Genomic DNA, 24,049 nt, shown 5'->3' with positions numbered 1-24,049 from the left:
ATGGGGAACGGATCCCGACTTTTGCCGGGATCCGTTTTCCTATGCCTCTGTGTATTGCGCGAAGCGCGTCAGGGGTGTCTCCCCGGACGCGGCAAGCGCCCGCAGCGAGTGTTGACGTGGTTCCAGCGCGCTGCCGAAACGCCGGTCCCAGTGTTCGAATTCGTCGCCGGCATGGCCGCGACGGGCATGATGGACCCAGTTGGGGTTATCCAGCATTTCCCTACCTAAAAGCACAATGTCGGTGTCGCCCTCTTCGACCAGGCGGCTTGCCTGTTCCGGGTCGATGATGAACCCAACACAGGCCACGACGGCATTGGTTCGAGCCTTGAGTTCTCGGGCGAAATCGGCATGGAATGCGAAGCCTCTGCGCACGCGGGTGTCGGTAGAACGGTCGGCACTGATGCCGCCCGAGGAGGTGTCGATGACGTCGACACCTGCGTCGACTGCACGCTGAGCGAATTCAACGATGTCATCGATGGCTAGTCCGCCTTCCGCGACTCCGTCTACTGCCGAGACGCGGTAGGAGAGGATGACGTTCCCGGGCAGCGCTGCACGGATGGCGCCGATGACCTCAAGCGGATAGCGCATTCGTCGTTCGGCGTTGCCGCCGTAGGCGTCGGCTCGGGTATTGGACACCGGGGAAAGGAAAGAGTGCAGGAGGTAGCCGTGAGCGCCATGGAGTTCGATGAAGCGGAAACCTGCCTCGACTGCACGTGTGGCGGCTGCAACCCACTGTTGGATGGACTCACCGATTTCCTGTTCATCCATGGCGTGAGGCAGCGGCCAGTTGGGGCCTGCAGGAATTGCGGAAGGGCCAACTGTTTGCCAGGGAGCGAGTCCTTGGGCGGCATCGCTTTCATCCAATGGGGCACCTGCACGCCACGGTTCACGTACCGAGGCCTTGCGCCCGGCATGACTGAGCTGGATGCCCGGGACCGAACCGCTGACTTCAAGGAATCCCGCGATCCGACGCATTCCCTCGACCTGGACATCGTCCCAGAGCCCCAAGTCGTGATGGGAAATCCGGCCGCGTGCTTCGATGGCCGTGGCTTCAACGATGACCAAGCCAGCGCCACCGAGGGCGAAGCGCCCCAGGTGTGCAAGGTGAAAGTCGCTGACCATGCCGTTGGTGGCGGCATACATGCACATGGGTGAAACACCTGCCCGCAGTGGAAGCGTGGTGCCTCGAATGGTCAGTGGCGTAAAGAGCGCCCGTGCCTCGGTGTCTGCAGTGACCGCATCAGTATTCATGATCGCACTCTACCAAGCATTTGTTTGGTTCTGGGACATCCTTGCCATACGGAAGCTGATCCCGGCTTCATGTGCGGTAGTCGAGGTGGGCCCCAGGCGGGGAGTGGCGCAAAGGGGCCGGCCTGGGCCAGGCTGCGTTGCGGGAAGTGAGAATGCCAGGAGCGAGGCCAGTACACAGCCTGCGGCGATGACCAAGAAGGCGAGGACAGCCTGGTCTCGGTGAGGAATTGCGCACCGTCGCTCCTATGAGGGCAAATGAATGCGGGTGAATTCGCTGGATGAGGTTGTCCTATGGTTCATCATAACATAGCGGACCCGGCATTTTGGTTGGTGCGCTTGGCGCGGTGAGTTGTGGTGAGGACTTGCCAGAATGCCGGAACCGTGTTCGTTAAGTGGTCACCGAGCCGCCCTCGACCCGGCATGCCCAACGAATACCAAACTAACGCATGCTTGGTAATAGAGCGTGAAAGCCATATGCTATATGTAGCAAGCGTTTGGTTGAGTGGTCTACCTTTGAAAATGAGGGTAAGTGTAGGCGTCATTCAAGGGCCTTGGCCCGTCGGCGGAGGCAGGTGACACCCGATGCGAATGGTAATTGCGGTATTGCGTGCACCACGGAACCGGACAAGCGAAAATCCGACGAGGGAAGATTACTCCGATCCGAGAGCTGCGAAGCGCGTCGCGGGTCGGTGGCAGCTCCCGGATAGTGACATTCGGCTTGAGCCGAGGTGCCACACGGGCACCCGAACGCGTGCATACCCGAATTTTAACTAGGCATAAATTTCAAGAACGTTGGGTTGGCGATTACGGTCAATCCCGCCGTCGTGAAGAAGGGCAGGGAACCGATGTCGATCGTCATTGACCTCAAGGGGTGGGTAGTACTCGTTACTGGTGGTGGCCGCGGTGTTGGCGCAGGCATCACCCAAGCATTCCTCGATGCTGGCGCCGTAGTGGAAATCTGCGGACGCACCGAAGTGGTGGCGGGAGAAATTCCGGGTGGCTCCTCCGTACATTTCAGCCAGGTGGATGTGCGCGTGGATGACCAGGTGCGGGCCTGGGTCGCCGAAATCGTGGAGCGCCGTGGGCGGATCGACGTCGTGGTCAACAATGCCGGGGGTTCCCCCTTCGGACGGTTCGAGCAGGGCTCGGCTCGCTACCAACAGGCCATCACCGAATTGAACTTCCTCTCCGCGGCCCATGTGGCCCGCGCGGTTCAGCCAATCATGCTGCGCCAAGAACAGGGCGGCTCGATCGTGAACATCACCTCGATCAGCGCCCGACGCCCAAGCCCTGGCACCGCCATCTACGGCGCCGCGAAGGCTGCCCTGGAAAGCCTGACCGGCAGCTTGGCCGTGGAATGGGCCCCGCATATCCGCGTGAACGCAGTCAGCTGTGGACTTGTGGCCACCGAGGGCGCCGTTGATCACTACGGTGATGAACTAAGCTACGCACGCGTTGCGGCAACCATTCCGCGCGGGCGATTGGCATCCCCCGGCGATATCGGTGCAGCTTGCGTGCTGTTGGCTTCCCCGCAATCCAGCCATATCACCGGGGCCGTCCTTGACGTCGACGGCGGCGGCGAATGGCCAGCATTCCTGGCCCACACCCCCAATGCAGATTCCCTCAAGCCACTTGAGCTAGAAGTAGAAGGAGCACACTGATGACCGAGGCAGTAATTGTTTCTACGGCCCGTTCGCCGATCGGCCGAGCATTCAAGGGTTCGCTGCGGGAAATGCGAGGTGACGATCTCGCGGCCCAGATGGTGCGGGCAGCACTCGGCGCGGTACCCGGGCTCGACCCGAACACCATCGATGACCTGATGATGGGATGTGCCCAGCCGGCGGGCGAGCAGGGATACAACATCGCACGCATGGTTTCCATGCAGCTTGGACTTGATACCGTCCCGGGGACCACGGTGCATCGCTATTGCTCATCCTCCCTACAGACCACACGGATGGCATTCCATGCCATCAAGGCAGGGGAAGGCGACACGTTCATCTCGGCCGGTGTCGAAACAGTCTCGCGCTTTGGTGCCGGAAAATCCGATGGCATGCCCGATACCAAGAACCCGGCATTCCTTGCGGCGATGGAACGCACCGCGGCCTTGGCCGCCGACCCCGACGCGCGCTGGAGCGATCCGCGGTTGAAGGGTGAACATTCGGATATTTACATCGCCATGGGGGACACCGCCGAGAACGTTGCGCAGCTGCGTGGCGTTTCCCGTGGGGCCCAGGACGAGTGGGCGGTGCGCAGCCATCATCGTGCGGAAGCCGCCACGGCCCGGGGTTTCTGGGCCAAAGACATTACTCCGGTGACACTGGCAGACGGTACGGTGGTTTCCACCGATGACGGCCCACGTGCCGGAGTGCAGCTGGAGAAGTTGGCTGGCATGCAGCCAGTCTTCCGCGAGCATGGCACCGTCACGGCGGCCAATTGCTGCCCGCTGAATGACGGTGCCGCAGCCATGGTGATCATGAGCGACAAGAAAGCCTCCGACCTGGGGCTGACGCCGTTGGCTCGGATCGTTTCCACCGGTGTCGCTGCCATGACCCCGGAACTCATGGGACTCGGTCCCGTCGAAGCCGTCCGCCGGGCCCTGACGAATGCGAAGATGTCGATCTCGGACATGGACATCATGGAGCTCAATGAGGCTTTCGCGGCCCAGGTGCTGCCGTCCATCGACGACATCGGCATCGACCCCGAGAAGGTGAACGTCAATGGCGGTGCCATCGCGCTGGGTCACCCGTTCGGTATGACCGGTGCGCGGATGACCACCACCGCGATCCATGCCCTTCAGGAACGCGATGAACAGTTCGCCGTTGAGGCGATGTGCGTCGCCGGCGGGCAGGGAATGGCCCTGGTGCTGGAGCGGCTGAGCTAGCTCAAGGTGGGCATGGCCCACTATACGAACAGCGTGTGCAGCGGGACCAACATCTCGCGGCACACGCTGTTTTTGTATTCAGAATGAATATGGTCAAAGCACTGGTGGGTGCTGGCCGCTGGCATGCAAGTGGCCGGGGCGAGTGACTACTAGCCGCCCGCTCCGGCCACGGCGATGTCCTGACTAACCTACAGGTTGCGACACCGGAACCTCGCGGTTGCGGGCCCCGTGTGGATCGATGACTTCACGGATGAGCCGCAGCTCTTCATCGTTCGGAAGACGGGTTGCCGGGGCCGTGGAAGCATCCAGCGGGAAACCCGTGTTGTCGGTGACTTCCTGTGGATCTACGCCCGGGTGCACCGAGAGCACCTTAACCCGGCCGTTCTGGTCATAGTCCAGCACGGCCAGGTTGGTGATAATGACGCCCAGGTGGTGATGCTTGAGCCCGGCGGCCCTCGCGCGGTCGTTACCTACGCCGGAAACCATGTCCACCGATTCAACAAACAGTCGGGCGCTGTGCCGGGCAATCCAGTAATCCACTCGGTGGTTAGCTGTATTGCCCGGGGCGCCGCGGACGCCGATGAGCTGGCGTTTTGGCTTGTTCCAGTCGCCGATCAGCGAGATGTTCTGGTTGCCATACTTGTCGATTTGGCTGGCGCCCATAATGCTCTGGCGTCGTCCGGTGGCAACAATGTCAAAGATGCGGCTGAACGGCGCCCAGCCCTCGATGGTTCCGCCATGAGCCGCTGACCTACCCAGCGCCGGGGGCTCGCTCATCATGAATGCCTCACCGTCACTGAGGATGATATCGGAGGAATGGGTGAGCTTTGCTAGGCGCGCACCAATGGTGGGGACGATGCCCACCGCGTGGGCCAAGATTTCGCCGGACTCGCGGTAGACATCTGAGCAAGCTGCCACGCAGATCTCTGCAATAGTGATGTCATTGGACATTTGTCTTCTCCTTTTCTGCATGGAAACGTTCGACTGCCGCTTGGAAGGCTGCTTCGTCACCCTCGAGGAATTCGGAGGTGAACGCTCCCCAGGCCTCGGGATCCTTTGCCGAAGCGACGTAGTGCTTCTGGAAGATCTCGTCCCGACCGTAATCCGGTTCGCAGGTAGTGAAGTGCGCACCCTTCGGCGTTTCAATGACGCCGGTAATGTACATGCGGCTGAGCATTAGGGTGTGGAACGAACCCTCATCAAGCAAGTTTTCGGTGGGAACGATCTTTTCGGTGCTGACAAAGGTGCGGGTTGCCGCCATGGCGTAGAGATCGTCGAAGTAAGGATCGGGGCCCAAGAACTGAATGTTTCCAGCGGTGTCGGCGCGGTTCGCATGAATCAATGCGACGTCCATGTGGATGGCTGGTACGGCTACGTACTCATCATCCGAATACGGCGATCTAATGGTCTTGAGGTGTGGATTTGCGGCCAACACGTCCGAGCCCATGCCCGCCAAGGTGGGCAGGAAGGACAGTCGATTTGCTGCCGCTCGAAGCCCGGTGACAAACATTCCCTCGTCATATTCCTGCAGCTCAAGCTCTCCGCGTTCGCGCGCAGCAGTAAATAGTGGGTCAAGCGGGATGCTGTCGAGGGTGACGAAGCCATAAATGAGCTTGCGTATCTTGCCTGCGGCCACGAGTAGGCCGACATCCGGGCCGCCAAGTGAAACAACGGTGAGGTCTTTGACGTCACTGCGTAGCAGCTCGCGGACTATCGCCATGGGCTTGCGGCGCGATCCCCAGCCGCCGATGCCGATGGTCATTCCTGACTCAATAAATGCAACCGCATCACTGAGTTCTATTCGCTTATCCGGCATATGGTGATCCTCATTTCTCAGAATGGTTACAAACCTAGCGCTCGCTTGGTTACAAGGCTAGCATGTTCGGACGAAGTCCGGCAGGGGCCCACCGGCCATCAGGATTGGGATGGGGCCACCTGCTCGAGTCAGTATTCAAGCCGGAAGACTCGCATGGACGAGCGAGCACATCCATGGTCCGCTAAACAGATATCGAAAGCTCTGGAGGAAAATTCATGAAAACTACCCCCATCATTGATTTAGAAGGCAAGGTCATCCTCATTACCGGTGCCGCCGGTGGACAGGGGCAAGCCCATGCCCGGCTGCTGCATGAGCTCGGGGCTCAACAAGTGCTCACGGACCTTGAACTTGACGACGTGAACCAACTTGCCGGCTCTTTGGGCAGCAATGCCATTGCCTTGAGGCACGACTTGAGCTCGCTTGCCGATTGGACCGCTGTCATTGACGCGGCGGTGGCGAGATTCGGTCGGGTTGATGTGCTGGTGAACAATGCGAGCATCGCGCCGGTGGGATTGTTGGCGGAAACCAGCGAAGCGCAGCTGCGCAGAACCCTAAATATCAATCTTGTGGGTCCGATTCTGGGGATGCAGGCAGTGCTTCCTGCTATGCGGAAGGCCGGCGGATCAATAATCAACGTGTCGTCGACCGCCGGGATCGTAGGCTACCGGGATCGTGCGCCATACGTGGCCTCGAAGTGGGGACTGCGTGGGTTGGCAAATCGGTTGCTCGCGAATACGCCGAGTACGGCATCAGGGTTAACACCATCTGCCCGGGTGCAGTGGACACGGACATGAGCGATGCTGACACCCGAGCGGGTGTTGGCATGATTACGCAGAATCCGATTCCTCGGGTCGGGAAACCGCGAGAGATTTCCACAATGCTTGCCTTCTTGGCCAGTGATGCCAGCAGCTACTGCACCGGCCAAGATTCCGTCGTAGACGGAGGCTCGACTGCTTAGCCGGGCGCCTCGGCGGTGTTCGTACACCGCCAGGCCGGTTTCGATCCAGCTGCAGCCAGCGCCACCATATTCCTCCGGGATGGCCAGCGAAGCTACACCAACTTCTTCCGCCAGCAACCGCCACAATTCCCGGCCATAGCCGATCTCGGATTCGGTGCCCGACGCACAGCCGCGGAGTCAGCATGGCGCTGCAATACCGCGTGCAATGTCTTGGAAAGCTCCTGCTGCTCTTCTGTCAATGAGAAATCCATGGTGCCCTCACGAGACCGGGGCCAACAGGGCGGAAGGGGCAAGAATGAAGGAAGCCAGGCGGTCGCGGTGATAGCGCGCCGTGCCCCATGCACCGATCAGTGCATGCACGCGCGTGATCCACAGGCTCAGGTCGTGTTCCTGCGTGTAGCCAATGGCTCCGTGGACCTGCAAGGCCACGCGGGCCGCCAGCATCGCCGCCTCACCTGCGGCGACCTTGGCCGCCGAGACGCTGCGTGGACCTGCCGGGCTGCCCAGGTCCAGTGCCGCACCATTGATCAGCGGGCGGGCAAACGTCAGGGCGATGCGGACATCGGCCAGTTGGTGTTTCAGGGCCTGATATTCGCCGACCGCGCGGCCAAATTGTTGACGGACCTTCGCATACGAAACTGCCTCTACGAGCAGGCGTTCACCGGCGCCCAACAGCACCGCGGAACAACCCAGGGTGGCCCGGTCGATGGCCAGGGCCACCGCCGTGGGGTCCACCGCACTGGCGGCATCCACGGCGTGAAGCTCGCTCAGGGTGCGCGTCTCGTCAATGGACGGCATACCGGTTCCGGCCTGGGCCCGGGTGATGGAATCCGGATTCACGATGTAGCTGTGGGTGCTGGCTGCGGCATCCAGTGCGTAGGTGAGCAGACCGGGAATCACGGCGGTGGCGATGAAGGAACCATCCACAATGCCGTCGCGGACCGAGCCGGGTACCAGATCCGGCAGCAGTGCCGCCGATTCCAGGTAGGGCCCGGGTGCCGCGTGGTAGCCCAGCCGTTCAAAGGCGACGACTAGATCCACCGCCGTGCCGCCCATGCCACCATCGGCCTCATTGACGCACAGGCCCATCAGCCCCAGTTCGGCCAAGTGCGCCCAAAGTTCCCGGCCGGCGCCCAGTTCGCCGGCCGCCCACTGGCGCGCAACGCCGGTGCCACCGGCACTTTCAATAACCTGGTCGATGGCATCGGCCAAGGCCTGTTGCTCGTCGCTGATCACGAATTTCATGACACTTTCCTTCCCTCGCCGCCACGCGGCAGGCCAAGTAGACGTTCTGCGATGATATTGCGCTGGATCTCGTTGGTGCCCGCATAGATGGGTCCGCCGAGGGAGAAGATGTAGTCATCCACCCAGCGGCCGCCGGACACCGCCTCGGCCCCACGCAATTCGGCTGCCGGGCCCAACAGGGACAGCGCGGTGCCGTGCAATGCAATGTCCAGTTCGGACCAGAAGACCTTGTTCACACTGCCTTCGGCGCCAACGTCCCCGCCATCCTGCAGGGTGCTGACGGTGCCCCAGGTGTAGAGCCGATATGCCTCCGACTTGATCCATGCGTCGATGACCGCATCCCGGGCGAACGGATCGTGCTCCTGGTGGGTGTGCCAAAGCTTGACCAATCGATCCGTGGCGGCGCAGAAGCGTCCCGGGGAGCGCAGCGAAAGTCCGCGCTCATTGCCCGCCGTGCTCATGGCCACGCGCCATCCATCGCCTGGGGCACCCAGGACGTCCTCATCGGCAACGAATACGTCATCGAAGAAGAGCTCGGCGAATCCGGTGGTTCCGTCAAGCTGCGCAATGGGCCGGACGGTAAGTCCTGGGGCGTTTAGGGGGAACAGGAAATAGGTCAGTCCGCGGTGCCGCTGGGCGTCGGGGTCGCTGCGGAAGAGGCCGAAGCCGCGATCGGCCCAAGGGGCACGCGAGCTCCACGTCTTCAGGCCGTTCAGGATCCAACCGCCCCGCGCTTCATCGCGGCGCGCGGTACTGCGGATTGCGGCCAGGTCACTGCCGGCACCCGGTTCCGACCAGGCCTGGGCCCAGACCAGCGAGCCATCGGTCATCGGGCGCAGAAAGCGTTCGCGCTGCGCCTCGGTGCCGTGTTCAAAGAGGATCGGGGCCAGCAGCGAGATGCCATTTTGTGCCACGCGGGTCGGCGCACCGGCCCGGTAGTACTCCTCCTCGAAGAGCACCCACTCGATCAGTCCGGCGCCACGGCCACCGAATTCCCTGGACCAGGAAACCACCGACCAGCCGCCACGGGCCAGTTCGGTTTCCCACTCGCGGTGCGCGGCGAAGCCCTCGGCGGTGTCCATGGAGGGAAGCGGTGTACTTGGCACGTGCTCGGCAAGCCAGGCCCGCGCCTGGGCCGCGAAGGCGACTTGATCGCTTGTTAGATCCAAATTCATGGTTTCCGGGTTCATTGTTTTGCCGCCGCTTCACGCATGCTCTGAGCTCCCATTCCCGCCAGCGAATCTCTGCCGACCTCCGCATTGTGTGCGTGGGCCGCATGGTGCAGCCCGAACACCGAGTCCATGCCGGCACGCATGCCCTGCAGATCCTCCGATTGATTGACCGCCTTCTTGGCCAAGGCCAGTCCCAGCCGCGGCATGGAGCTAATGCGTTCGGCCATGGCCAGCACCGTGCCTTCCAGCTCCGGGCCGGGAACCACGTGGTTTACCATGCCCAAATCGTGGGCGCGCTGGGCCGAGAAACGGTCGCCGGTGAAGAGGAGTTCCTTGGCCGCGCGGGGGTTCATGACCCACGGGTGGGCAAAGTACTCGACACCCGGAATCCCCATGCGCACCACTGGATCCGAGAAGAATGCATCCTCACTGGCGACAATGAAGTCACAGGACCAGGCCAGCATCAGCCCCCCGGCAATACACGCTCCGTGGACCATGGCGATCATCGGCTTGGGAATTTCGCGCCAGCGTCGGCACATGCCCAGGTACACCTCGGATTCCCGAGCGAAGCGGGCGTCGACCCCCTCGGCGCCGACGTGGTCCCACCAGGTCACAGCCTTGCGTTCAAAGCTTTGGTCAACGTCCCGCCCCGGGGTGCCGATGTCGTGTCCGGCGCTGAAGTGATTGCCATTGCCCGCCAGGACGATCGCCTTGACCGCATCATCGTTGACGGCCGCGGTGAACGCGGCGTCCAGTGCGTAGGTCATCTCTGAATTCTGCGCGTTTCGGTATTCCGGCCGGTTCAGCCGCACAATCGCCGTGGATCCGCGTACTTCATATGTCACGACCGCTTCGGAATCGATGTTTGCCATCGTTGCCTCCCTTCCTGTCTCGCTTATCCGCTGAGCAACTCCTCAGCTCCAACACTAACCAAACAAGTGCTTGGTTTGCTAGCATAGGCGATGTTCGACCTTGTGATCAATGGAAACCGGGAACGAAGGGGATTTCGTGGACCTGACCTATTCAGTGGAAGACGACGAATTTCGGCAGGAGATCCGCCAATGGCTCGAGTCCAACCTCGTCGGACGGTTTGCGCGTTTACGCGGCCTGGGCGGCTCGGGCCGCGAGCACGAGGCATTCGAGGAACGCCTCGAATGGAACCGCCACCTGGCTGCCCACGGGTGGAGCTGCGTTGGCTGGCCAAAGGAGCATGGCGGGCGGGGGCTGAACCTGCAGCAACAGGTGATTTTCCACGAGGAATATGCCAAGGCCGACGCCCCGGCCCGCGTCAACCACCTCGGCGAGGAGCTGCTCGGACCCACCCTGATCGCCTTCGGAACCCCGGAACAGCAAAAACGATTCTTACCGCGCATCATCGCGGTGGAGGATCTGTGGTGCCAGGGCTATTCCGAGCCGGGCGCCGGATCGGACCTGGCCGCCGTGTCCACCCGCGCTCGCCAGGAAGACGGCCAGTGGGTCATCGACGGGCAGAAGGTCTGGACCTCCCTGGCACACACCGCCAATTGGTGCTTCGTGATTGCGCGCACCGAGGCCGGTTCGCGCAGGCACCAGGGGCTCTCCTACCTGCTGGTCCCCATGGACCAGCCGGGCGTGGAGATCAGGCCGATCATCCAGCTGACCGGCACTTCGGAATTCAACGAAGTCTTTTTCGACGGGGCCCGCACGGATGCGGATCTTGTGGTGGGTGAACCCGGTTCCGGGTGGTCGGTCGCCATGGGAACCCTGGGCTTTGAGCGGGGGGTCTCCACCCTCGCCCAGCAGATTGCGTTCCAGCGCGAGTTGCAGGTGATCACCGACCTGGCCCGTAGCAACGGTGCGATCAACGATCCACTGATTCAGGACCGGATCGTGCAGGCGCACATGGGCCTGGACATGCTTCGCATGCATGGGCTGCGGACGCTCAGCGGTGAGCAGGGCATTGAAGCCTCGATCACCAAGCTGCTCTGGGCCCCATGGCACCGCTCGCTGGGCGAACTTGCCATGGTCGTGGCCGGCGCCGGTGGGCTGACGGTTGCCGAGGCCCCCTATCTGCTCGACGAGCTGCAGGCCCTTTACCTCTTTAGCCGAGCCGACACCCTCTACGGCGGCTCGGATGAGATCCAACGAAATGTGATTGCCGAGCGTGTGCTCGGCCTGCCCAAGGAGGCGCGCGTATGATTCCCAAGCGCATTGCGCAACCAGTCCCCGGGTATGTTGCAGCCCACGGTTTGCTGCAGGGCCGCCGGGTGGTCATCACCGCCGCGGCAGGTGCAGGCATCGGTGCCGCAGCCGCCCGCCGCTGCCTCGAAGAAGGTGCGGCGCTCGTCGTCCTCGGGGACACGCATGCCGGACGCCTTGAGGCCTCCGCTGCGGAGCTGGGCGCAGAGTTCGGCACCGAGCGCGTGAGCTACGCGGTCTGCGACGTCACCGTCGAGGAACAGGTTGAGGCGCTACTCGATGTGGCCGAGGCCGCCGGCGGGGTTGATGTCATGATCAACAACGCGGGGCTGGGAGGCACCGCTTCCATCCTCGAGATGGAAGACGACCAGTGGGACAAGGTCCTGAATGTCACGCTGACTGGAACCTTCCGCAGCGTGCGCGCGGCCAGCCGCCGCATGGTCAAGAACAAGACCAAGGGCACCATCATCAACAACGCGTCCGTCATTGGTTGGCGAGCCCAAGAAGGACAGGCGCACTATGCGGCGGCCAAGGCAGGAGTCATGGCACTTACGCGTTCGGCGGCCCTCGACGTAGCACCGCACGGCATCCGGATCAACGCGGTGGCACCCAGCCTGGCCATGCACCCGTTCCTGGCCAAGGTCACCTCCGAAGAACTCCTGGAACAGCTCACCTCGCGTGAGGCCTTCGGCCGGGCCGCCGAGCCCTGGGAAATCGCCAACGTCATGGTGTTTCTCGCCAGCGACTATTCCTCGTACATGACCGGCGAGGTCGTCCCCGTCAGCAGCCAGCAGGCATAAAAGGAGTAAGAAAATGACCGAAGCCTACATTATTGATGCGGTGCGCACCCCGGTGGGGCGTCGCGGCGGATCACTGGCCGAGATCCACTCGGCCGATCTTGGCGCCCACGTGATCTCCGCACTTGTGGAACGCACCGGGATTGACCCCGGTCTGGTGGACGATGTCATCTTCGGATGCACCGACACCCTCGGCTCGCAGGCAGGGGATATCGCCCGCACCGCGTGGCTGGTGGCCGGGCTGCCGGACCACGTCCCGGGCGTCACCATCGACCGGCAATGCGGTTCGAGCCAGCAGTCCGTGCACTTTGCCGCGCAGGGCGTCATGTCCGGCACGGCAGATTTGATCATAGCCGGCGGCGTACAGAATATGTCCGCCATTCCGATCTCCGCGGCCATGATTGCCGGCGCGGACTTTGGGTTCACCACCCCCTTTGCCGAGTCCCCGGGCTGGCTGGCGCGCTACGGGGACCAGGAGGTCTCCCAGTTCCGTGCCGCGGAAATGATCGCCGAAAAGTGGGACATCTCCCGCGAAAGCATGGAGCGGTTTGCCCTGCAGAGCCATCAGCGTGCGGCCAAAGCGGTCGACGAGGGACGCTTCGCGGCGGAAATCGTGCCACTGGCGGGGCTGGAGCAGGACGAGACCATTCGGCGGGGGACCACCCTGGAAAAAATGGCCTCCCTGGACACCCTGAGCGAGGGTGGCCGCATCACCGCCGCGGTCGCCTCGCAGATCTGCGACGGGGCCAGCGCCATGCTGATTGCCTCGCAGAAGGCGGTGGACGAACAGGGGTTGACCCCCCGCGCGCGCATTCACCACATCTCGGTGCGTGCCGATGACCCGGTCTGGATGCTGACCGGCCCCATCCGGGCCACCCGGTATGCACTGGAACGTGCCGGAATGGAGGTTGAAGACATCGACCTCTTCGAATGCAATGAGGCCTTCGCTCCCGTGGTGCTTGCCTGGGCCCACGAGCTGGGCATTGACCAGCAAAAACTCAACGTCAATGGCGGAGGCATTGCGCTGGGACACCCGATCGGTGCCACCGGTACACGCCTGATGACCACGCTGCTCAACGAACTTGAGCGCACCGAGGGCCGCTATGGCCTGCAGGTGATGTGCGAGGGCGGCGGGCAGGCCAACGTCACCATTATTGAACGTCTCTAAGGCCTCTCGGGCAAGTCCATGGCCGGCCGCTGCGCCCGTCTCCGAGTAGCCGCTGGCGCCGGTCAGCTGCGGGTGTCGTTCGTTGCCCGGCCTCAGCGGGCGGCACCTTTGGGGGCGTCCACTGTCCGCGCGGCGGCGGCAAGCCGTTCAGCGGCCTCGTCGATGATCCTGTCAATGAGCTGTTCACAGCTTGGCAGGTCATCGATGACCCCGACGACCTGGCCGGAGGCGAGCATTCCGGCTCGGGCATCCCCGTCAACCAAGCCCGCCTTGAGCAGCATGGGGGTATTGGCCGCGAGCATCATCTGCCCCCAGCTGCGTCCGCTGCTGCGCTTCATGGAAAGCCCGTCACGTGCCAGCGCCGCCCAAGACTGTCCGGACAGGCCCTTGAACTGGGCTGTGCGGCGCATTGTTCCCACCAGGCGGCCGACCGGGGACCCGCCCTCGAGCCCATCGATGAAATTCGGTGCGCAACAAGCGGTGCGGCATGCCATCGGCCTTCGCCGTGACCACCGTGCCATCAAGCCCGAACTCGAGGTAGCGCGTCTTGATAGGGTCGGGTACCGCACTGTCGTTGGTCAGCAGGAACCGCGTACCCATGCCAATGCCTGCGGCACCATAGGACAGTGCCGCGGCCAGTCCGCGGCCGTCGAAGAAACCGCCGGCGGCGATCACCGGAATGTCCACGGCATCCAGCACCGTGGGCAGCAACAACGTGGTTGGCGTGGCACCGGTATGCCCGCCGCCCTCGCCGCCCTGGATCATCACTGCATCCGCGCCCCAGGACGCGACCTTTTCGGCATGGCGCGGCAGACCGACGGACGGGATCACCACCGCGCCGTGTTCCTTCAGCTTGTCAATGAGTTCGCGCTTGGGGGCCAACACAAAGGAAGCGCCTTCACACCATATTTGACGAGCAGATTGACCCGGTCCATGGCATCGGCGGCATCGGCCCGCAGGTTGACCCCAAAGGGTTTTTCCGTGCGGCCCTTGGTTTCCACGATTGCCTGTTCCAGTTCGGCCAGGGTCATGGTGGCCGAGGCCAGGATGCCAAGGCCGCCGGCCTCGGCGGTGGCCGTGACCAAGCGGGGGCCGGCAACCCAGCCCATGCCGGTTTGCACGATGGGGTGCTCGACGCCGGTGAGCTCGGTCAGCGGTGTGCGAATGCGGTCTCGGTGCTCACGGGGAAACCTCTTCTTCTCTGCGGGCCGACGGGTCCAGGACCGCGCGGATGAGTCGTAGCTCCTGCTCATCGGGCAGGCGGGTGGTGCCGGTGGGACCGGAAACGTGCACCGGGAACCCGGTGGCGTCCTGCATCTCGGCGAGGCTCACGCCGGGGTGCGGGGTGATCAGCGCCATGTTGTCATCGGGCCCACTGAAGTCGAAGACCCCCAGGTTGGTCACCACCCGGTGAAGCCGATGGAAACGTGATGCCGATAAGCCGGCGGCCTTGGCCCGCGCAGGGCCGACACCCGTGACGAAGTCGACGTGTTCAACCAGCGTGCGTCGGTTGTGTTTGGCAATCCAATAGCTGGTGGCGTGGTTAACCGTGTTGGTGGCCGCGGCCCGGGCACCCAACAGTTGGCGGTGCGGCCGCTCATGGGCTCCGATGGCAGAGAGATTCTGGTTGCCCTGTCGGTCCAGCTGGGCCGCTCCCATCACCACGTGGCGGCGTCCGGCGGCAATTAGTTCAAAGAGCTCCCGATAGGGGAGATAGCCCGAGGCCTGGGTGCTTGGCTCGCCCACGGCCGGAACATCTCCCAGGGGCCGCGTCAACAGTGGGCACCGCGGTTGCCCTGGCAGGCGCGCCACCGGGCTGTTCACAACGGCTTGGAGCCGAACTTGCCGCCCTGGGTGCCGAGAAGGTGTTGATCTCGGAGTCTGAACAGCTGGCCACAGCCGTGATCGCACCATTCGTTGACGGACTATCGGCGGCTGCTGCTTTGGTGAGTCCCGAAGCAGTGCTGACCGCCAATTCCATTCGAGGTCGGGATGCCGCTGCCCGATTCGCGGCCCGATCCGGCTCCGCACTGGCTGTTGACGCTGTGGGAATCTCCAGGGACGAGGAGGGCATCCTTGCCCACCACTCCGTCTATGGCGGCGCATATCTTGTCGACTCCGCGGCGAGCGCTGGCGCGTTGGCCATCACGCTGCGCCAAGGAGCCTCAGATCTGCGAGCCGAGGCCAAGCCGCCCCAGATCCAGGTGCTGCAGGTAGCGGCTTCCGGAGCCCCCGATGCACTTGTCAGTTCCTACCAGGAAACCGCGGTTGCATCTTCACGACCGGAACTACGCGGCGCGGAGATCGTGGTTTCCGGTGGCCGCGGACTCGGATCGGGAGAGAACTTCACGCTGGTCGAGGACCTTGCCGATGCCTTGGGCGGGGCCGTGGGTGCTTCGCGTGCCGCAGTCGACGCTGGATACATATCGCAAGCCATGCAGGTCGGCCAGACGGGTGTCACCGTGGCTCCGCAGCTCTACATTGCCCTAGGTATTTCGGGAGCAATTCAACACCGTGCCGGCATGCAGACATCTAAGACCATCATCGCGATCAACAAGGACCCCGATGCTCCGATCTTTGAGATTGCAGACTTCGGCGTTGTGGGAGACCTGTTCACGGTGGTGCCGCAGTTGGTCGCGGCCATCGAAGGGAAGCGAGGCTAGGGACTATGGCCAGACAGGGTCTTCCCCGCATTCCGGATGCCAATGCCACGGGAACCGAATCGAAGGCTGCCGCCCAACAACCCGAAGTGGAGGTCGCCGCGGAAGCCAGTGCTGCCGTCCCCGATGGGGATGCCGGCTCGGGCCCGGGTGCCGTCGCGCCAACGGCACGCAGGCGAGGGCTGCCGCGTCCGACGGAATCCGCCGGTGCTTCTTCAACCCTGACGGTCGACCAGGGTCCAGCAACGGTGGCAGCAGTCGAACCCGTTGCGGAACATGCCGTGCAGAGCATGGTTGCGGCCTCCGGGGACAAGGTCTCGGTGGACAGCCCGTCACAGGTTCGCGAACCCGGCATATTCGAGAAGCTACGAGGCAGCAGGCTCGGGCGTCTTGCCATGTTGGGCTCGGTGCTGCTTGCGGCGCTGGCGGTCTGCGTATTTGCTGCCCGATGGCTGGTCACGTTGGAACCGGTGCAGGGCTTCCTTGCGCGCTACCCGGGCGAGACCGAGCTGCTGCAGGGCGCCCCGGTGGGATTCCCGGCCTGGCTTGCCTGCAGCACTTCTTCAACATGTTCCTGATGGTGCTGATTATCCGGTCGGGTTGGCAGGTGCGCACGCAGCGTCGCCCGCCGGCAACGTGGACAGCCCGCTGGGGTAAGAGCCCCAAGAAGATCAGCATTAATTTGTGGCTCCATCAGTCACTCGACATTCTGTGGCTGGCCAACGGCGCGATATTCGTTCTCCTGCTGATTGCCACCGGTCAATGGATGCGGATCGTCCCAACGAGCTGGGAGGTCTTCCCGAACGCGCTTTCCTCTGCACTGCAGTACGCCTCATTGGATTGGCCCACCGAGAATGGCTGGGTAAATTACAACAGCCTGCAGGTTCTGGCATACTTCGTCACCATTTTTGTCGCGGCGCCCCTGGCAGCGATCACTGGCTTCAGGATGTCGGGAGCCTGGCCCGGCAAGGCCGAGCGGCCAAGCAAGGGTTATCCGATAGAGGTGGCAAGAGCGATCCACCTGCCCGTCATGTTCTACTTTGTCGGGTTCACCATCGTGCATGTGGCTCTGGTGCTATCGACCGGGGCCCTGCGCAACCTGAACCATATGTATGGCCGGGCAGGACGTGGTCAACTGGTACGGATTCTGGATCTTCTTCGTCTCGTTGTCGGTGATTGCCGCCGGCTGGCTTGCAGCTCGTCCGCTGGTTCTTGCTCCCATTGCCTCGCTTTTTGGCAAGGTGGGTCGATAGACCGTAGTTATTCATCGAATATTCCCAAGCCGCAGGTTCCGAGGATTCCTCGGAACCTGCGGCTTGCTCCATCATGGCCTCTGCACGGACGCCCATGGCCTGTCCCAGGGAACGTACTCGCCAATAGGATGGCATCATCCCGGTGACAGGGACCGCGAACAGCACTGGCTTTACTTCGCTGGTTGACTAAAGGCTTAGGCTGGGTACGGCTGGTTCCCGGCCGGAAAGAGGCAGATAGGCAGTGCTACATCGTAAAACGGACCGCAAGAACCTGCAGGGGGAAGAGACGCGGAACCGTATTCTCGAGGAAACGATGCGTCTGGTTGCCAGGCATGGTTATGCCGGAACGAGTCTCACCATGGTCCGAAAGGCAAGCGGGGTGTCAGCCAGTTCTGTCTACTGGCATTTCTCCGATAAGGACCAACTGATTGCCGCGGCCTTGGAGCATGCTTACCGGGCACAGGCCAGGTCGCTCCCAAACTGGCTCGATACATTGCCAGGAGCGCTGCGCAGGGCGGATCTGTTCACCGAGCTGATGCGGTCGCCCAAATCGGACTCAGCCATGGAGTACTGGCGCTTCGGACTCCAATTGGCAGTGGTCCGCCCGCAGACCGAGATCCCTGCGCGGGACCGTTTCCTTCAGATCCGCCGCGAAAGCATCGAATGGCTCGGCCAGTGGTGGGAGCGAACCTTTCCCGTGGACATGGAGCAGAAAAGAGCCGCGGCACTACTGCTTGGCCAGTTCACAGTGAGCATGCGCGAAAGCGAGTTCTTGAAGCTCCACGGTAACTGGCAACTCGACGACCACCGCCTCACCTGGATGGTGGCGGCCTGCCTTGACGAGGTAGCCAACCGCACGAGCGAACTCGTTTCCGAACGCTTCATAGAATCCGTGCGGGAACTTGACCCCCAGCCTGAGGATCCGGCACCCAGTGGCGGCCGTGAGATCCTGGTGCAAGCGGCAAAGGAGGTCATCATGGAATTCGGCTACGATGGCGTCACCATTGCCAGGGTTTGTGAAAAGGCCCGATTGCCGGCCAGCTCTCTCTACTGGTCCTTCAAGGACAAAGACGAACTGATTTCCACTGTCATAGCGGCTGCGTGCAGCAAGTGGGGAGAAGCGCGCCATCGTACGGAGCCACTGCCGGCAGATGGTGACTGGTCCCGGATCGTGCGCGCCCATATCCTGCCCACAATGCGCAACTCGGCCAACGAAAGCGGGCTCCTGTCCTTGGGGTTGCTGCTTTTGCTGCAGCGCGCGGACGCAGTGCATCAGGGCCGGCGCGACCTCGAACTCGTCATGCAGGACACTTATGACTTCACGGTCGACTGGTTCCGGCAGGTGCTTGCCCTTGCTCCGAAAGAGGGCCCCGATGCTGACCTTCCCGTGTATCTCACCGAATGTCTCTTCCGGCTGCTCGACGGCATCCTGTTGAGCCGGCAAATCGATGAACGGCCATGGGACCCAGAATTTCTCGCGGACTTGATCAGCACGGCGCTGTATCGCGTTGCCCAAACGGCCAGGGACGACAAGCTCATCCTGGGCCGTGAAGGTCAAGCCGAACCAGAACCGATCATTGGCTGGCACCCATCGCAGCAGCAGCGTTCATCAGCTGCTCAGCCCATTTCGTGATCTGCTGTGCCGAGACGGCGCTTGGAAGTTGCGCGATGCGCAGTACCAGCCGGACCTTCCCGGCGGCATCCCATACCGGCGCCAGCAGGGAATCAACTTCGTATTTTTGACCGTCTTCCAAGCACACGGGGGCGTAGCTGCTTGACGTCCGGGAGATGATTTCACGAATCCCGCGTTCCTGGGCAGGGGTGTAGCAACCCGATGAGTATTCCCTCAGTGCCGCGAATATCTCTTCGTCCCGGTAATCGCCGCGCATCGTCATCGACCAGCCACGGTTGCGCACCGCCTGCAACCGTTCGCGATATTCCTGTGGGGTGCATTCGTCGCTCGGCAAGGCCCGAGCCAGCCAGCGGTCAATGGACGCATCGTCCTCCCAGGCCATGCAGAGCTCTCCCATCGGAGGCATGAGGGGAATACGCTCCCCCAGCCGGTCTTCGGTGTCCCAAGGGGAGCCGGATCCAGCGACCAGGACAGCCATCTGATCATCGATGACCGCCATGGCCGTGCATTCAGCCCCCAACGACGACGCCAGCCGATCCATTTCCGCTCGTCCCCTCTCGGCCAGACGCACCCCGGCAATGAGATCTGTTTCGAACGGAGCATGGAGCGACATCGGAGCGAAGCGGCCGTAACCGCCCTGGAAGAACAGCAGCGGGGCTACCGGGCGACAGACCTGAAGTTCCTGGACGGCGCCGACCACGATGTGGTGGTCCCCAGCGTCGTCGACGGATTCAAAGGTGCAGTCAATGTAGGCAACCACGCCTTCCAGTACCGGAGCGCCGGACGGGGAAACCGTCCACGGCACGGAGTCGAATTTGTTCTCTGTTCGTCCGGCAAACCGGCGGCATACGTCTTCCTGGTCCGCAGCCAGGACGTTGACGCAGAAGGAGCTCGCCGTGCGCAGCCTCTTGAACGTATACGAGGTGACTGCGGGCAGGAACCCCACCAATGGAGGATCAAGCGACACCGAGGTGAAGGAGCCCACAATCATGCCCACAGGCTCTCCATCGTCGGCAATGCCGGTTATGAGGACCACTCCGGTGGGGAAATGCCCTAGGACATTGCGGAAAGCCATTGGATCCCCAACGGTTGGGCTTTGCGCCCGCAGGCTCACTGCGTTCATAGTCCTTCCTTTCAGAAGGTCGTGGCTTTCGGTCGTGTGAGAGAGGTTAGTTGTGTTCCAGCAGATCCAGTGCGACGTCCACGATCATGTCCTCCTGGCCCCCCACCATCCTCCGCTTGCCCAATTCCATCAGGATCTGTGTCGTGGGAACCCCGTATCGCCTGCTGGCGGTTTCGGCGTGGCGCAGGAAGCTGGAGTACACCCCGGCGTATCCCAGGGACAGGGTTTCGCGGTCCACCCGGACCGGGCGGTCCTGCAACGGTCGTACCAGGTCATCGGCGGCGTCCATCAGGATTGGCAGAGAACAACCGTGCTCGAGGTCGTACTTGTCTGCCGCGGCGATGAAGGCTTCCAGCGGGGCATTGCCGGCGCCGGCACCCATTCCCGCCAGTGAGGCATCGACGCGGTTGGCGCCGTGTTCGACTGCCGTCAGCGAATTCGCCACACTCAGCGACAGGTTCTCGTGGGCATGGATCCCGATTTCCGTGGCCGGATCCAGGACTTGGCGGAAAGCGTCGATGCGTTCGGCCACGCCCGGGGGTGTCAGGGCACCGCCGGAATCAACCACATAGACGCACGTTGCCCCGTAGCCTTCCATCAGTTTCGCCTGTTTGGCCAGTTCCACGGCGGGAATCATGTGGGACATCATCAAGAAGCCCACGGTGTCCATGCCGAAGTCCCGGGCAGCCGCGATGTGCTGGGCCGATACGTCGGCCTCGGTGCAATGGGTGGCGATCCGCGCCACCGAAGCACCGGCGCTTTGGGCCGATTTCAGATGATGGATGGTTGCAATCCCCGGCAGAGCCAAGGTCGCGACCTTGGCGTTCTTGACCGCACCGGCAACAGCGGAGATCCACTCCAAATCGGTGTGTGCGCCGAACCCGTAGACGCAGGAAGAACCGTTGATTCCGTCCCCGTGTGCGACTTCGATGGAAGAGACGCCGGCGGCATCAAGTGCAGTGGCAATGGCGACGGCCTGGTCCACCGTGTACTGATGGCGAATGGCATGCATGCCATCGCGGAGGGTGACGTCGGAAATGTAGAGCTTGCTCATGCGCCTACCTCCTGCGGCATAGCTTCGGTGTGTCGGCCTTCTGATTCGCCGTTTTCGGCCCAACGTTCGGCGACGGCCATGGCGGCGGAGGTCATGATGTCCAGGTTGCCGGCGTAGGCCGGTAGGTAGTGGGCCGCCCCCGTCACTTCGAGCATGACTGTGATGCGGGTGCCCCGAAACTCTCCCGATCCCGGCAGATACAGAGGGGTTTCGCCGTCGAATGTCTCGAACTGGACCTCCTGCTTAAGCTGGTAGCCCGGAACGTATTGCTGCACTCGGGCAACCATCGCGCAGATGGATGCCTCCAGCGCAGCGTGGTCACTCTGGCCTTCGACGAGGCAATACACGGTGTTGCGCATCAGCATGGGCGGCTCGGCCGGGTTCAGGATCATGATGGCTTTGCCCTCGGCGGCACCGCCGACCTGGACCAATGCCGCGGAGGTGGTCTCGGTGAATTCATCGATATTTGCCCGGGTGCCCGGTCCCGCGGAACGTGACGACACGGATGAGACAATCTCTGCGTACCTGACCGGTGCCACCTGGGAAACCGCGGCCACGATGGGAACCGTCGCCTGCCCCCCACAGGTGACCATGTTCAGGTTGGTTTCCTCCAGGTGGTCTTCCATGTTGACTACCGGAATGCACGAGGGGCCGACGGCTGCCGGCGTCAGGTCGAGCATGCGTACACCGGTGCCCTTCAGCAACTCCCAGTTGGCCCGGTGCGCCGATGCGCTGGTGGCATCGAAAACGATCTTGATGTCTTTGAAGTTCGGCAGCTCGAGCAGTCCCTGGGCGCCCTCGGCAGTCGTGGGAACGCCAAATTTTGCGGCGCGCCGCAGACCGTCGGAGTCGGGATCGATCCCCACCATCGCCCCCATTTCCAGTCGGGTGGATCCGCGCAGCACCTTGATCATGAGATCGGTTCCGATGTTGCCTGAGCCGATGATCGCCACCGGCCAGCGTTCTTGTTCTTCCACTACTTCTCCTCGTGCGTGATGCGGACCTGACCAAGGCCCTGGATGGTTGCAACTGCGTTGGCCCCCGGAGGGAAGTCGACGATGGGTCCCAGGGCTCCGGTCATCAGGATTTCCCCGGCGCGAAGTGGCCTTCCGAGCCCCGCCATGCGCCGCACCAGCCAGAGCGCGGCGCGGTACGGGTGCCCGAGGCAAGCGGCGCCCGAACCTACCGAAGCCACGTGGCCGTTGACTGTCATGACCATCCCTGCCGCAGTCAGGTCCAACGCCGAAGGCAGGACAGGGACTGTCCCGGTGACAAACCGCCCGCAGGAGGCGTTGTCCGCAATGGTGTCCAGGATTGAGATATCCCAGTCATGAATTCTTGAACCCACAACCTCAATGGCTGGCAGCAGATGGTCCACGGCCGCAATCAGTTCATTTATGGTGGTGTCGGGGTTGGGCAGGTCCTTCTTCAAAACCAAGGCCACCTCGGCCTCCACGCGTGGTTGCAGGACCTCTCCGACTGCAAGTCCTTCACCATCGGCAAGACACATGTCCGCGAACAAGACCCCGAAGTCGGGCTGGTCAACTCCCATTTGTACTTGAACTGCCTTGCTGGTCAAGCCGATCTTGCGGCCAACGACCCGGCGTCCCTCCGCGACCCAATGGTCCTCATTGGATCGCTGTACCGAATACGCGGCCTCGATGCCACCGAACGCGAGCTCGTCACGGATTGGCCTTATCGCCAAGCCATTGCGTTCGGCGTCCCGCAGTCGTTTTGCCACGTCCGCAAGTTTCGCGATGCCGGCGGGTGCCGTCTCGATGAATGTAGTCATCCGTCCTCCCAGAGTGAGAACCCAGTATGGCCCGGGGCGGGGAGGCCTCGGGGCAGTGGTCCCGGAGAGCGGGATAGTGCTTGGTTCGCGCACTGGCCCAGATCCTGTAGTGAGGTGTACAGTGAACACACGTCTAGTGTTTGGCGTCACATCCCCGTGGTGGTTGTCCCGGACAAGAGGCCTTGGCCAATGTAGGTTGCGTCTCCTCACATGGAGGAGCGCGATATTTTCTTCTTTCCGGAGGTTCTTGATGAGTGTTGTAACCAGTACCCCCGCCGAGTGGTCGTCCACACCAGTAAACATCCAACCCCCCTCGATGGCGGCCCGGATGACATTGATCATGGAGGCCTTCGAGCCTTTCAACGTGAGGCTTCTGCTGGACGAAATCACCCAGCGCACGCAACTTCCGCGTTCGACGACGCACCGGATCCTGGACCAACTTGTCCAATTCGGATGGGTGGAGCACACATCGGAGGGTTATGGCATGGGGTGGCGGACGATGAAGTACCGCAGCCACGATTCCGTAACCAGCCGGATCCGTGCCGAAGCGGCACCGTTGCTGCATGATCTCCAGGTGCGCACGGGGATGGTGGTGCATTTGGCGGTTCTTGACGGTGCTGAAATCCGGTATCTCGATAAGCTTGGTGGGCGTTCGGCGGTCACCATACCGTCGCGCGTCGGCGGCAGCAATCTTGCGCACGCTACTGCGCTTGGCAAGTCGATGCTTGCATGGATGGATCCGGAAAAGCTGGACGAGCTGTTCGAGGACGGATTGCCTCAGACCACCCGGAATACCATCAATGACACACAAATGCTCTACGCCGAGCTCAGCCGAGTCCGGCGTCGGGGCGGCCTGGCATATGAATCAGGTGAGAGCTTCGAAGGCGTTGCGTGCGTGGCGGCGGCCATCCGCGGGCTCCGGGAACCGCTGGCAAGTATTTCGCTGGTCGGCCGGGCCCAGGATCCCCTGGAGCGGTTGGCCCCGTTGGTGCTTGAAGCAGCACGCCAAGTGTCAGAGGCCCTGTTGTCCCCGACCCACCCTGGAGCATAGGAAGTCCGGCGGATTCT

Annotated in this window: 24 protein-coding genes and 2 pseudogenes; 11 read left to right on the top strand and 15 right to left on the bottom strand. The window is 62.6% G+C overall.

The genetic code is table 11. The annotated features are described in order from the left end of the window. Positions 1-39: 39 nt before the first annotated feature. Positions 40-1,251: an NADH:flavin oxidoreductase/NADH oxidase gene (locus ACQCSZ_RS17055; RefSeq protein ID WP_427004889.1), complete on the bottom strand. Its 1,212-nt coding sequence runs from the start codon at positions 1,249-1,251 to the stop codon at positions 40-42. A 797-nt stretch (positions 1,252-2,048) separates the two neighbouring features. On the opposite strand from ACQCSZ_RS17055, the gene ACQCSZ_RS17050 reads away from it, so the two are divergent. After that, positions 2,049-2,912 (top strand): SDR family oxidoreductase, encoded by an 864-nt coding sequence (locus ACQCSZ_RS17050; protein WP_427004888.1) that lies wholly within the window; start codon positions 2,049-2,051, stop codon positions 2,910-2,912. Beyond that, on the top strand, positions 2,912-4,132 hold the full coding sequence (locus ACQCSZ_RS17045; protein WP_427004887.1) for an acetyl-CoA C-acetyltransferase: 1,221 nt from the start codon (positions 2,912-2,914) through the stop codon (positions 4,130-4,132). Before ACQCSZ_RS17050 ends, ACQCSZ_RS17045 begins: the two co-directional genes overlap by 1 nt. 183 nt (positions 4,133-4,315) lie before the next feature. On the opposite strand, the gene ACQCSZ_RS17040 is transcribed toward ACQCSZ_RS17045, so the two are convergent. Together ACQCSZ_RS17040 and ACQCSZ_RS17035 are read right to left on the bottom strand one after the other, a co-directional pair. Beyond that, positions 4,316-5,083, bottom strand: a complete 768-nt coding sequence (locus tag ACQCSZ_RS17040; RefSeq protein ID WP_427004886.1) for a CoA-transferase subunit beta — start codon at positions 5,081-5,083, stop codon at positions 4,316-4,318. Then, entirely contained in the window at positions 5,073-5,948 is an 876-nt protein-coding gene (locus tag ACQCSZ_RS17035) for a CoA transferase subunit A (protein WP_427004885.1), read from the bottom strand. The genes ACQCSZ_RS17040 and ACQCSZ_RS17035 overlap by 11 nt, the downstream gene beginning before the upstream one ends. A gap of 215 nt (positions 5,949-6,163) precedes the next feature. Between ACQCSZ_RS17035 and ACQCSZ_RS17030 the strand changes: the two are divergent. Continuing rightward, positions 6,164-6,906: pseudogene (locus ACQCSZ_RS17030) on the top strand (SDR family NAD(P)-dependent oxidoreductase). Positions 6,907-6,927: 21 nt separating this feature from the next. On the opposite strand, the pseudogene ACQCSZ_RS17025 reads toward ACQCSZ_RS17030, so the two are convergent. The 4 genes and pseudogenes from ACQCSZ_RS17025 to ACQCSZ_RS17010 form a co-directional block, all read right to left on the bottom strand. Further along, a pseudogene (locus tag ACQCSZ_RS17025) lies at positions 6,928-7,023 on the bottom strand (acyl-CoA dehydrogenase family protein); the annotation flags it as partial. A 141-nt stretch (positions 7,024-7,164) separates the two neighbouring features. Then, a complete protein-coding gene (locus ACQCSZ_RS17020; RefSeq protein WP_427004884.1) occupies positions 7,165-8,151 on the bottom strand; it encodes an acyl-CoA dehydrogenase family protein in 987 nt (328 codons plus the stop codon). Then, positions 8,148-9,326 carry an acyl-CoA dehydrogenase family protein gene (locus ACQCSZ_RS17015; RefSeq protein ID WP_427004883.1) on the bottom strand — a complete coding sequence of 393 codons (1,179 nt, stop codon included), beginning with the start codon at positions 9,324-9,326 and terminating at the stop codon, positions 8,148-8,150. The genes ACQCSZ_RS17020 and ACQCSZ_RS17015 overlap by 4 nt, the downstream gene beginning before the upstream one ends. Positions 9,327-9,337: 11 nt before the next feature. Next, positions 9,338-10,195: an enoyl-CoA hydratase gene (locus ACQCSZ_RS17010; protein ID WP_427004882.1), complete on the bottom strand. Its 858-nt coding sequence runs from the start codon at positions 10,193-10,195 to the stop codon at positions 9,338-9,340. Positions 10,196-10,304: 109 nt separating this feature from the next. Here ACQCSZ_RS17010 and ACQCSZ_RS17005 point away from each other — a divergent pair, with 109 nt between their 5' ends. The 3 genes from ACQCSZ_RS17005 to ACQCSZ_RS16995 are packed head-to-tail and all read left to right on the top strand — an operon-like array spanning position 10,305 to position 13,466. Beyond that, positions 10,305-11,501, top strand: coding sequence for an acyl-CoA dehydrogenase family protein (locus ACQCSZ_RS17005; protein ID WP_427004881.1), 1,197 nt, complete (start codon positions 10,305-10,307; stop codon positions 11,499-11,501). Further along, entirely contained in the window at positions 11,498-12,301 is an 804-nt protein-coding gene (locus ACQCSZ_RS17000; RefSeq protein WP_427004880.1) for an SDR family oxidoreductase, read from the top strand. The genes ACQCSZ_RS17005 and ACQCSZ_RS17000 overlap by 4 nt, the downstream gene beginning before the upstream one ends. 13 nt (positions 12,302-12,314) lie before the next feature. Continuing rightward, complete coding sequence (locus ACQCSZ_RS16995; protein ID WP_427004879.1) at positions 12,315-13,466, top strand: acetyl-CoA C-acetyltransferase; 1,152 nt, start codon at positions 12,315-12,317, stop codon at positions 13,464-13,466. Between the two features lie 92 nt (positions 13,467-13,558). Here ACQCSZ_RS16995 and ACQCSZ_RS16990 read toward each other — a convergent pair whose 3' ends face one another. From ACQCSZ_RS16990 to ACQCSZ_RS16975, 4 genes are read right to left on the bottom strand one after another with little or no spacing between them, the layout of a single operon-like run. After that, a complete protein-coding gene (locus tag ACQCSZ_RS16990; protein WP_427004878.1) occupies positions 13,559-13,804 on the bottom strand; it encodes a hypothetical protein in 246 nt (81 codons plus the stop codon). A 10-nt stretch (positions 13,805-13,814) separates the two neighbouring features. Further along, positions 13,815-14,351: a nitronate monooxygenase gene (locus ACQCSZ_RS16985; protein ID WP_427004877.1), complete on the bottom strand. Its 537-nt coding sequence runs from the start codon at positions 14,349-14,351 to the stop codon at positions 13,815-13,817. Beyond that, entirely contained in the window at positions 14,315-14,719 is a 405-nt protein-coding gene (locus tag ACQCSZ_RS16980) for a nitronate monooxygenase (RefSeq protein ID WP_427004876.1), read from the bottom strand. Before ACQCSZ_RS16980 ends, ACQCSZ_RS16985 begins: the two co-directional genes overlap by 37 nt. After that, on the bottom strand, positions 14,646-15,212 hold the full coding sequence (locus ACQCSZ_RS16975; protein ID WP_427004875.1) for a CoA-transferase: 567 nt from the start codon (positions 15,210-15,212) through the stop codon (positions 14,646-14,648). Before ACQCSZ_RS16975 ends, ACQCSZ_RS16980 begins: the two co-directional genes overlap by 74 nt. Here ACQCSZ_RS16975 and ACQCSZ_RS16970 point away from each other — a divergent pair. The 4 genes from ACQCSZ_RS16970 (at position 15,200) to ACQCSZ_RS16955 (ending at position 19,012) form a co-directional block, all read left to right on the top strand. After that, positions 15,200-16,129, top strand: a complete 930-nt coding sequence (locus ACQCSZ_RS16970; protein WP_427004874.1) for an electron transfer flavoprotein subunit alpha/FixB family protein — start codon at positions 15,200-15,202, stop codon at positions 16,127-16,129. The genes ACQCSZ_RS16975 and ACQCSZ_RS16970 overlap by 13 nt on opposite strands. Positions 16,130-16,134: 5 nt before the next feature. Continuing rightward, a complete protein-coding gene (locus ACQCSZ_RS16965) occupies positions 16,135-16,704 on the top strand; it encodes a hypothetical protein (protein ID WP_427004873.1) in 570 nt (189 codons plus the stop codon). Next, entirely contained in the window at positions 16,704-17,525 is an 822-nt protein-coding gene (locus tag ACQCSZ_RS16960) for a cytochrome b/b6 domain-containing protein (RefSeq protein ID WP_427004872.1), read from the top strand. The genes ACQCSZ_RS16965 and ACQCSZ_RS16960 overlap by 1 nt, the downstream gene beginning before the upstream one ends. Positions 17,526-17,620: 95 nt before the next feature. Further along, positions 17,621-19,012 carry a TetR/AcrR family transcriptional regulator gene (locus tag ACQCSZ_RS16955; protein ID WP_427004871.1) on the top strand — a complete coding sequence of 464 codons (1,392 nt, stop codon included), beginning with the start codon at positions 17,621-17,623 and terminating at the stop codon, positions 19,010-19,012. On the opposite strand, the gene ACQCSZ_RS16950 is transcribed toward ACQCSZ_RS16955, so the two are convergent. From ACQCSZ_RS16950 to ACQCSZ_RS16935, 4 genes are read right to left on the bottom strand one after another with little or no spacing between them, the layout of a single operon-like run. Further along, positions 18,954-20,135: a flavin reductase gene (locus tag ACQCSZ_RS16950; RefSeq protein ID WP_427004870.1), complete on the bottom strand. Its 1,182-nt coding sequence runs from the start codon at positions 20,133-20,135 to the stop codon at positions 18,954-18,956. The genes ACQCSZ_RS16955 and ACQCSZ_RS16950 overlap by 59 nt on opposite strands. Before the next feature lie 46 nt (positions 20,136-20,181). Then, entirely contained in the window at positions 20,182-21,189 is a 1,008-nt protein-coding gene (dmpG, locus tag ACQCSZ_RS16945; protein WP_427004869.1) for a 4-hydroxy-2-oxovalerate aldolase, read from the bottom strand. Continuing rightward, positions 21,186-22,166 carry an acetaldehyde dehydrogenase (acetylating) gene (locus tag ACQCSZ_RS16940; RefSeq protein WP_427004868.1) on the bottom strand — a complete coding sequence of 327 codons (981 nt, stop codon included), beginning with the start codon at positions 22,164-22,166 and terminating at the stop codon, positions 21,186-21,188. Before ACQCSZ_RS16940 ends, dmpG begins: the two co-directional genes overlap by 4 nt. Next, on the bottom strand, positions 22,166-22,981 hold the full coding sequence (locus ACQCSZ_RS16935; protein ID WP_427004867.1) for a fumarylacetoacetate hydrolase family protein: 816 nt from the start codon (positions 22,979-22,981) through the stop codon (positions 22,166-22,168). Before ACQCSZ_RS16935 ends, ACQCSZ_RS16940 begins: the two co-directional genes overlap by 1 nt. A gap of 328 nt (positions 22,982-23,309) precedes the next feature. On the opposite strand from ACQCSZ_RS16935, the gene ACQCSZ_RS16930 reads away from it, so the two are divergent. Continuing rightward, the gene (locus ACQCSZ_RS16930; protein WP_427004866.1) at positions 23,310-24,032 is read left to right on the top strand and encodes an IclR family transcriptional regulator; all 723 of its coding nucleotides are present in this window, start codon (positions 23,310-23,312) and stop codon (positions 24,030-24,032) included. Positions 24,033-24,049: the final 17 nt, after the last annotated feature.

Origin of the sequence: Pseudarthrobacter sp. H2 (genome assembly GCF_050157045.1) — a bacterium.
Classification (GTDB): domain Bacteria; phylum Actinomycetota; class Actinomycetes; order Actinomycetales; family Micrococcaceae; genus Arthrobacter.
The sequence above is the reverse complement of the archived record's forward strand: the minus strand, read 5'-3'. Positions and strand labels throughout refer to the sequence as shown.

What these genes read in the sequence shown, in the direction of transcription:
- ACQCSZ_RS17055 (WP_427004889.1), bottom strand. Translation starts at nt 1,251, where the DNA reads ATGAATACTGATGCGGTCACTGCAGACACCGAGGCACGGGCGCTCTTT.
- ACQCSZ_RS17045 (WP_427004887.1), top strand. Translation starts at nt 2,912, where the DNA reads ATGACCGAGGCAGTAATTGTTTCTACGGCCCGTTCGCCGATCGGCCGA.
- ACQCSZ_RS17040 (WP_427004886.1), bottom strand. Translation starts at nt 5,083, where the DNA reads ATGTCCAATGACATCACTATTGCAGAGATCTGCGTGGCAGCTTGCTCA.
- ACQCSZ_RS17035 (WP_427004885.1), bottom strand. Translation starts at nt 5,948, where the DNA reads ATGCCGGATAAGCGAATAGAACTCAGTGATGCGGTTGCATTTATTGAG.
- ACQCSZ_RS17020 (WP_427004884.1), bottom strand. Translation starts at nt 8,151, where the DNA reads ATGAAATTCGTGATCAGCGACGAGCAACAGGCCTTGGCCGATGCCATC.
- ACQCSZ_RS17015 (WP_427004883.1), bottom strand. Translation starts at nt 9,326, where the DNA reads ATGAATTTGGATCTAACAAGCGATCAAGTCGCCTTCGCGGCCCAGGCG.
- ACQCSZ_RS17010 (WP_427004882.1), bottom strand. Translation starts at nt 10,195, where the DNA reads ATGGCAAACATCGATTCCGAAGCGGTCGTGACATATGAAGTACGCGGA.
- ACQCSZ_RS17005 (WP_427004881.1), top strand. Translation starts at nt 10,305, where the DNA reads ATGGAAACCGGGAACGAAGGGGATTTCGTGGACCTGACCTATTCAGTG.
- ACQCSZ_RS17000 (WP_427004880.1), top strand. Translation starts at nt 11,498, where the DNA reads ATGATTCCCAAGCGCATTGCGCAACCAGTCCCCGGGTATGTTGCAGCC.
- ACQCSZ_RS16995 (WP_427004879.1), top strand. Translation starts at nt 12,315, where the DNA reads ATGACCGAAGCCTACATTATTGATGCGGTGCGCACCCCGGTGGGGCGT.
- ACQCSZ_RS16990 (WP_427004878.1), bottom strand. Translation starts at nt 13,804, where the DNA reads ATGAAGCGCAGCAGCGGACGCAGCTGGGGGCAGATGATGCTCGCGGCC.
- ACQCSZ_RS16980 (WP_427004876.1), bottom strand. Translation starts at nt 14,719, where the DNA reads ATGAGCAGGAGCTACGACTCATCCGCGCGGTCCTGGACCCGTCGGCCC.
- ACQCSZ_RS16965 (WP_427004873.1), top strand. Translation starts at nt 16,135, where the DNA reads ATGGCCAGACAGGGTCTTCCCCGCATTCCGGATGCCAATGCCACGGGA.
- ACQCSZ_RS16960 (WP_427004872.1), top strand. Translation starts at nt 16,704, where the DNA reads ATGGTGCTGATTATCCGGTCGGGTTGGCAGGTGCGCACGCAGCGTCGC.
- ACQCSZ_RS16950 (WP_427004870.1), bottom strand. Translation starts at nt 20,135, where the DNA reads ATGAACGCAGTGAGCCTGCGGGCGCAAAGCCCAACCGTTGGGGATCCA.
- dmpG (WP_427004869.1), bottom strand. Translation starts at nt 21,189, where the DNA reads ATGAGCAAGCTCTACATTTCCGACGTCACCCTCCGCGATGGCATGCAT.
- ACQCSZ_RS16935 (WP_427004867.1), bottom strand. Translation starts at nt 22,981, where the DNA reads ATGACTACATTCATCGAGACGGCACCCGCCGGCATCGCGAAACTTGCG.
- ACQCSZ_RS16930 (WP_427004866.1), top strand. Translation starts at nt 23,310, where the DNA reads ATGACATTGATCATGGAGGCCTTCGAGCCTTTCAACGTGAGGCTTCTG.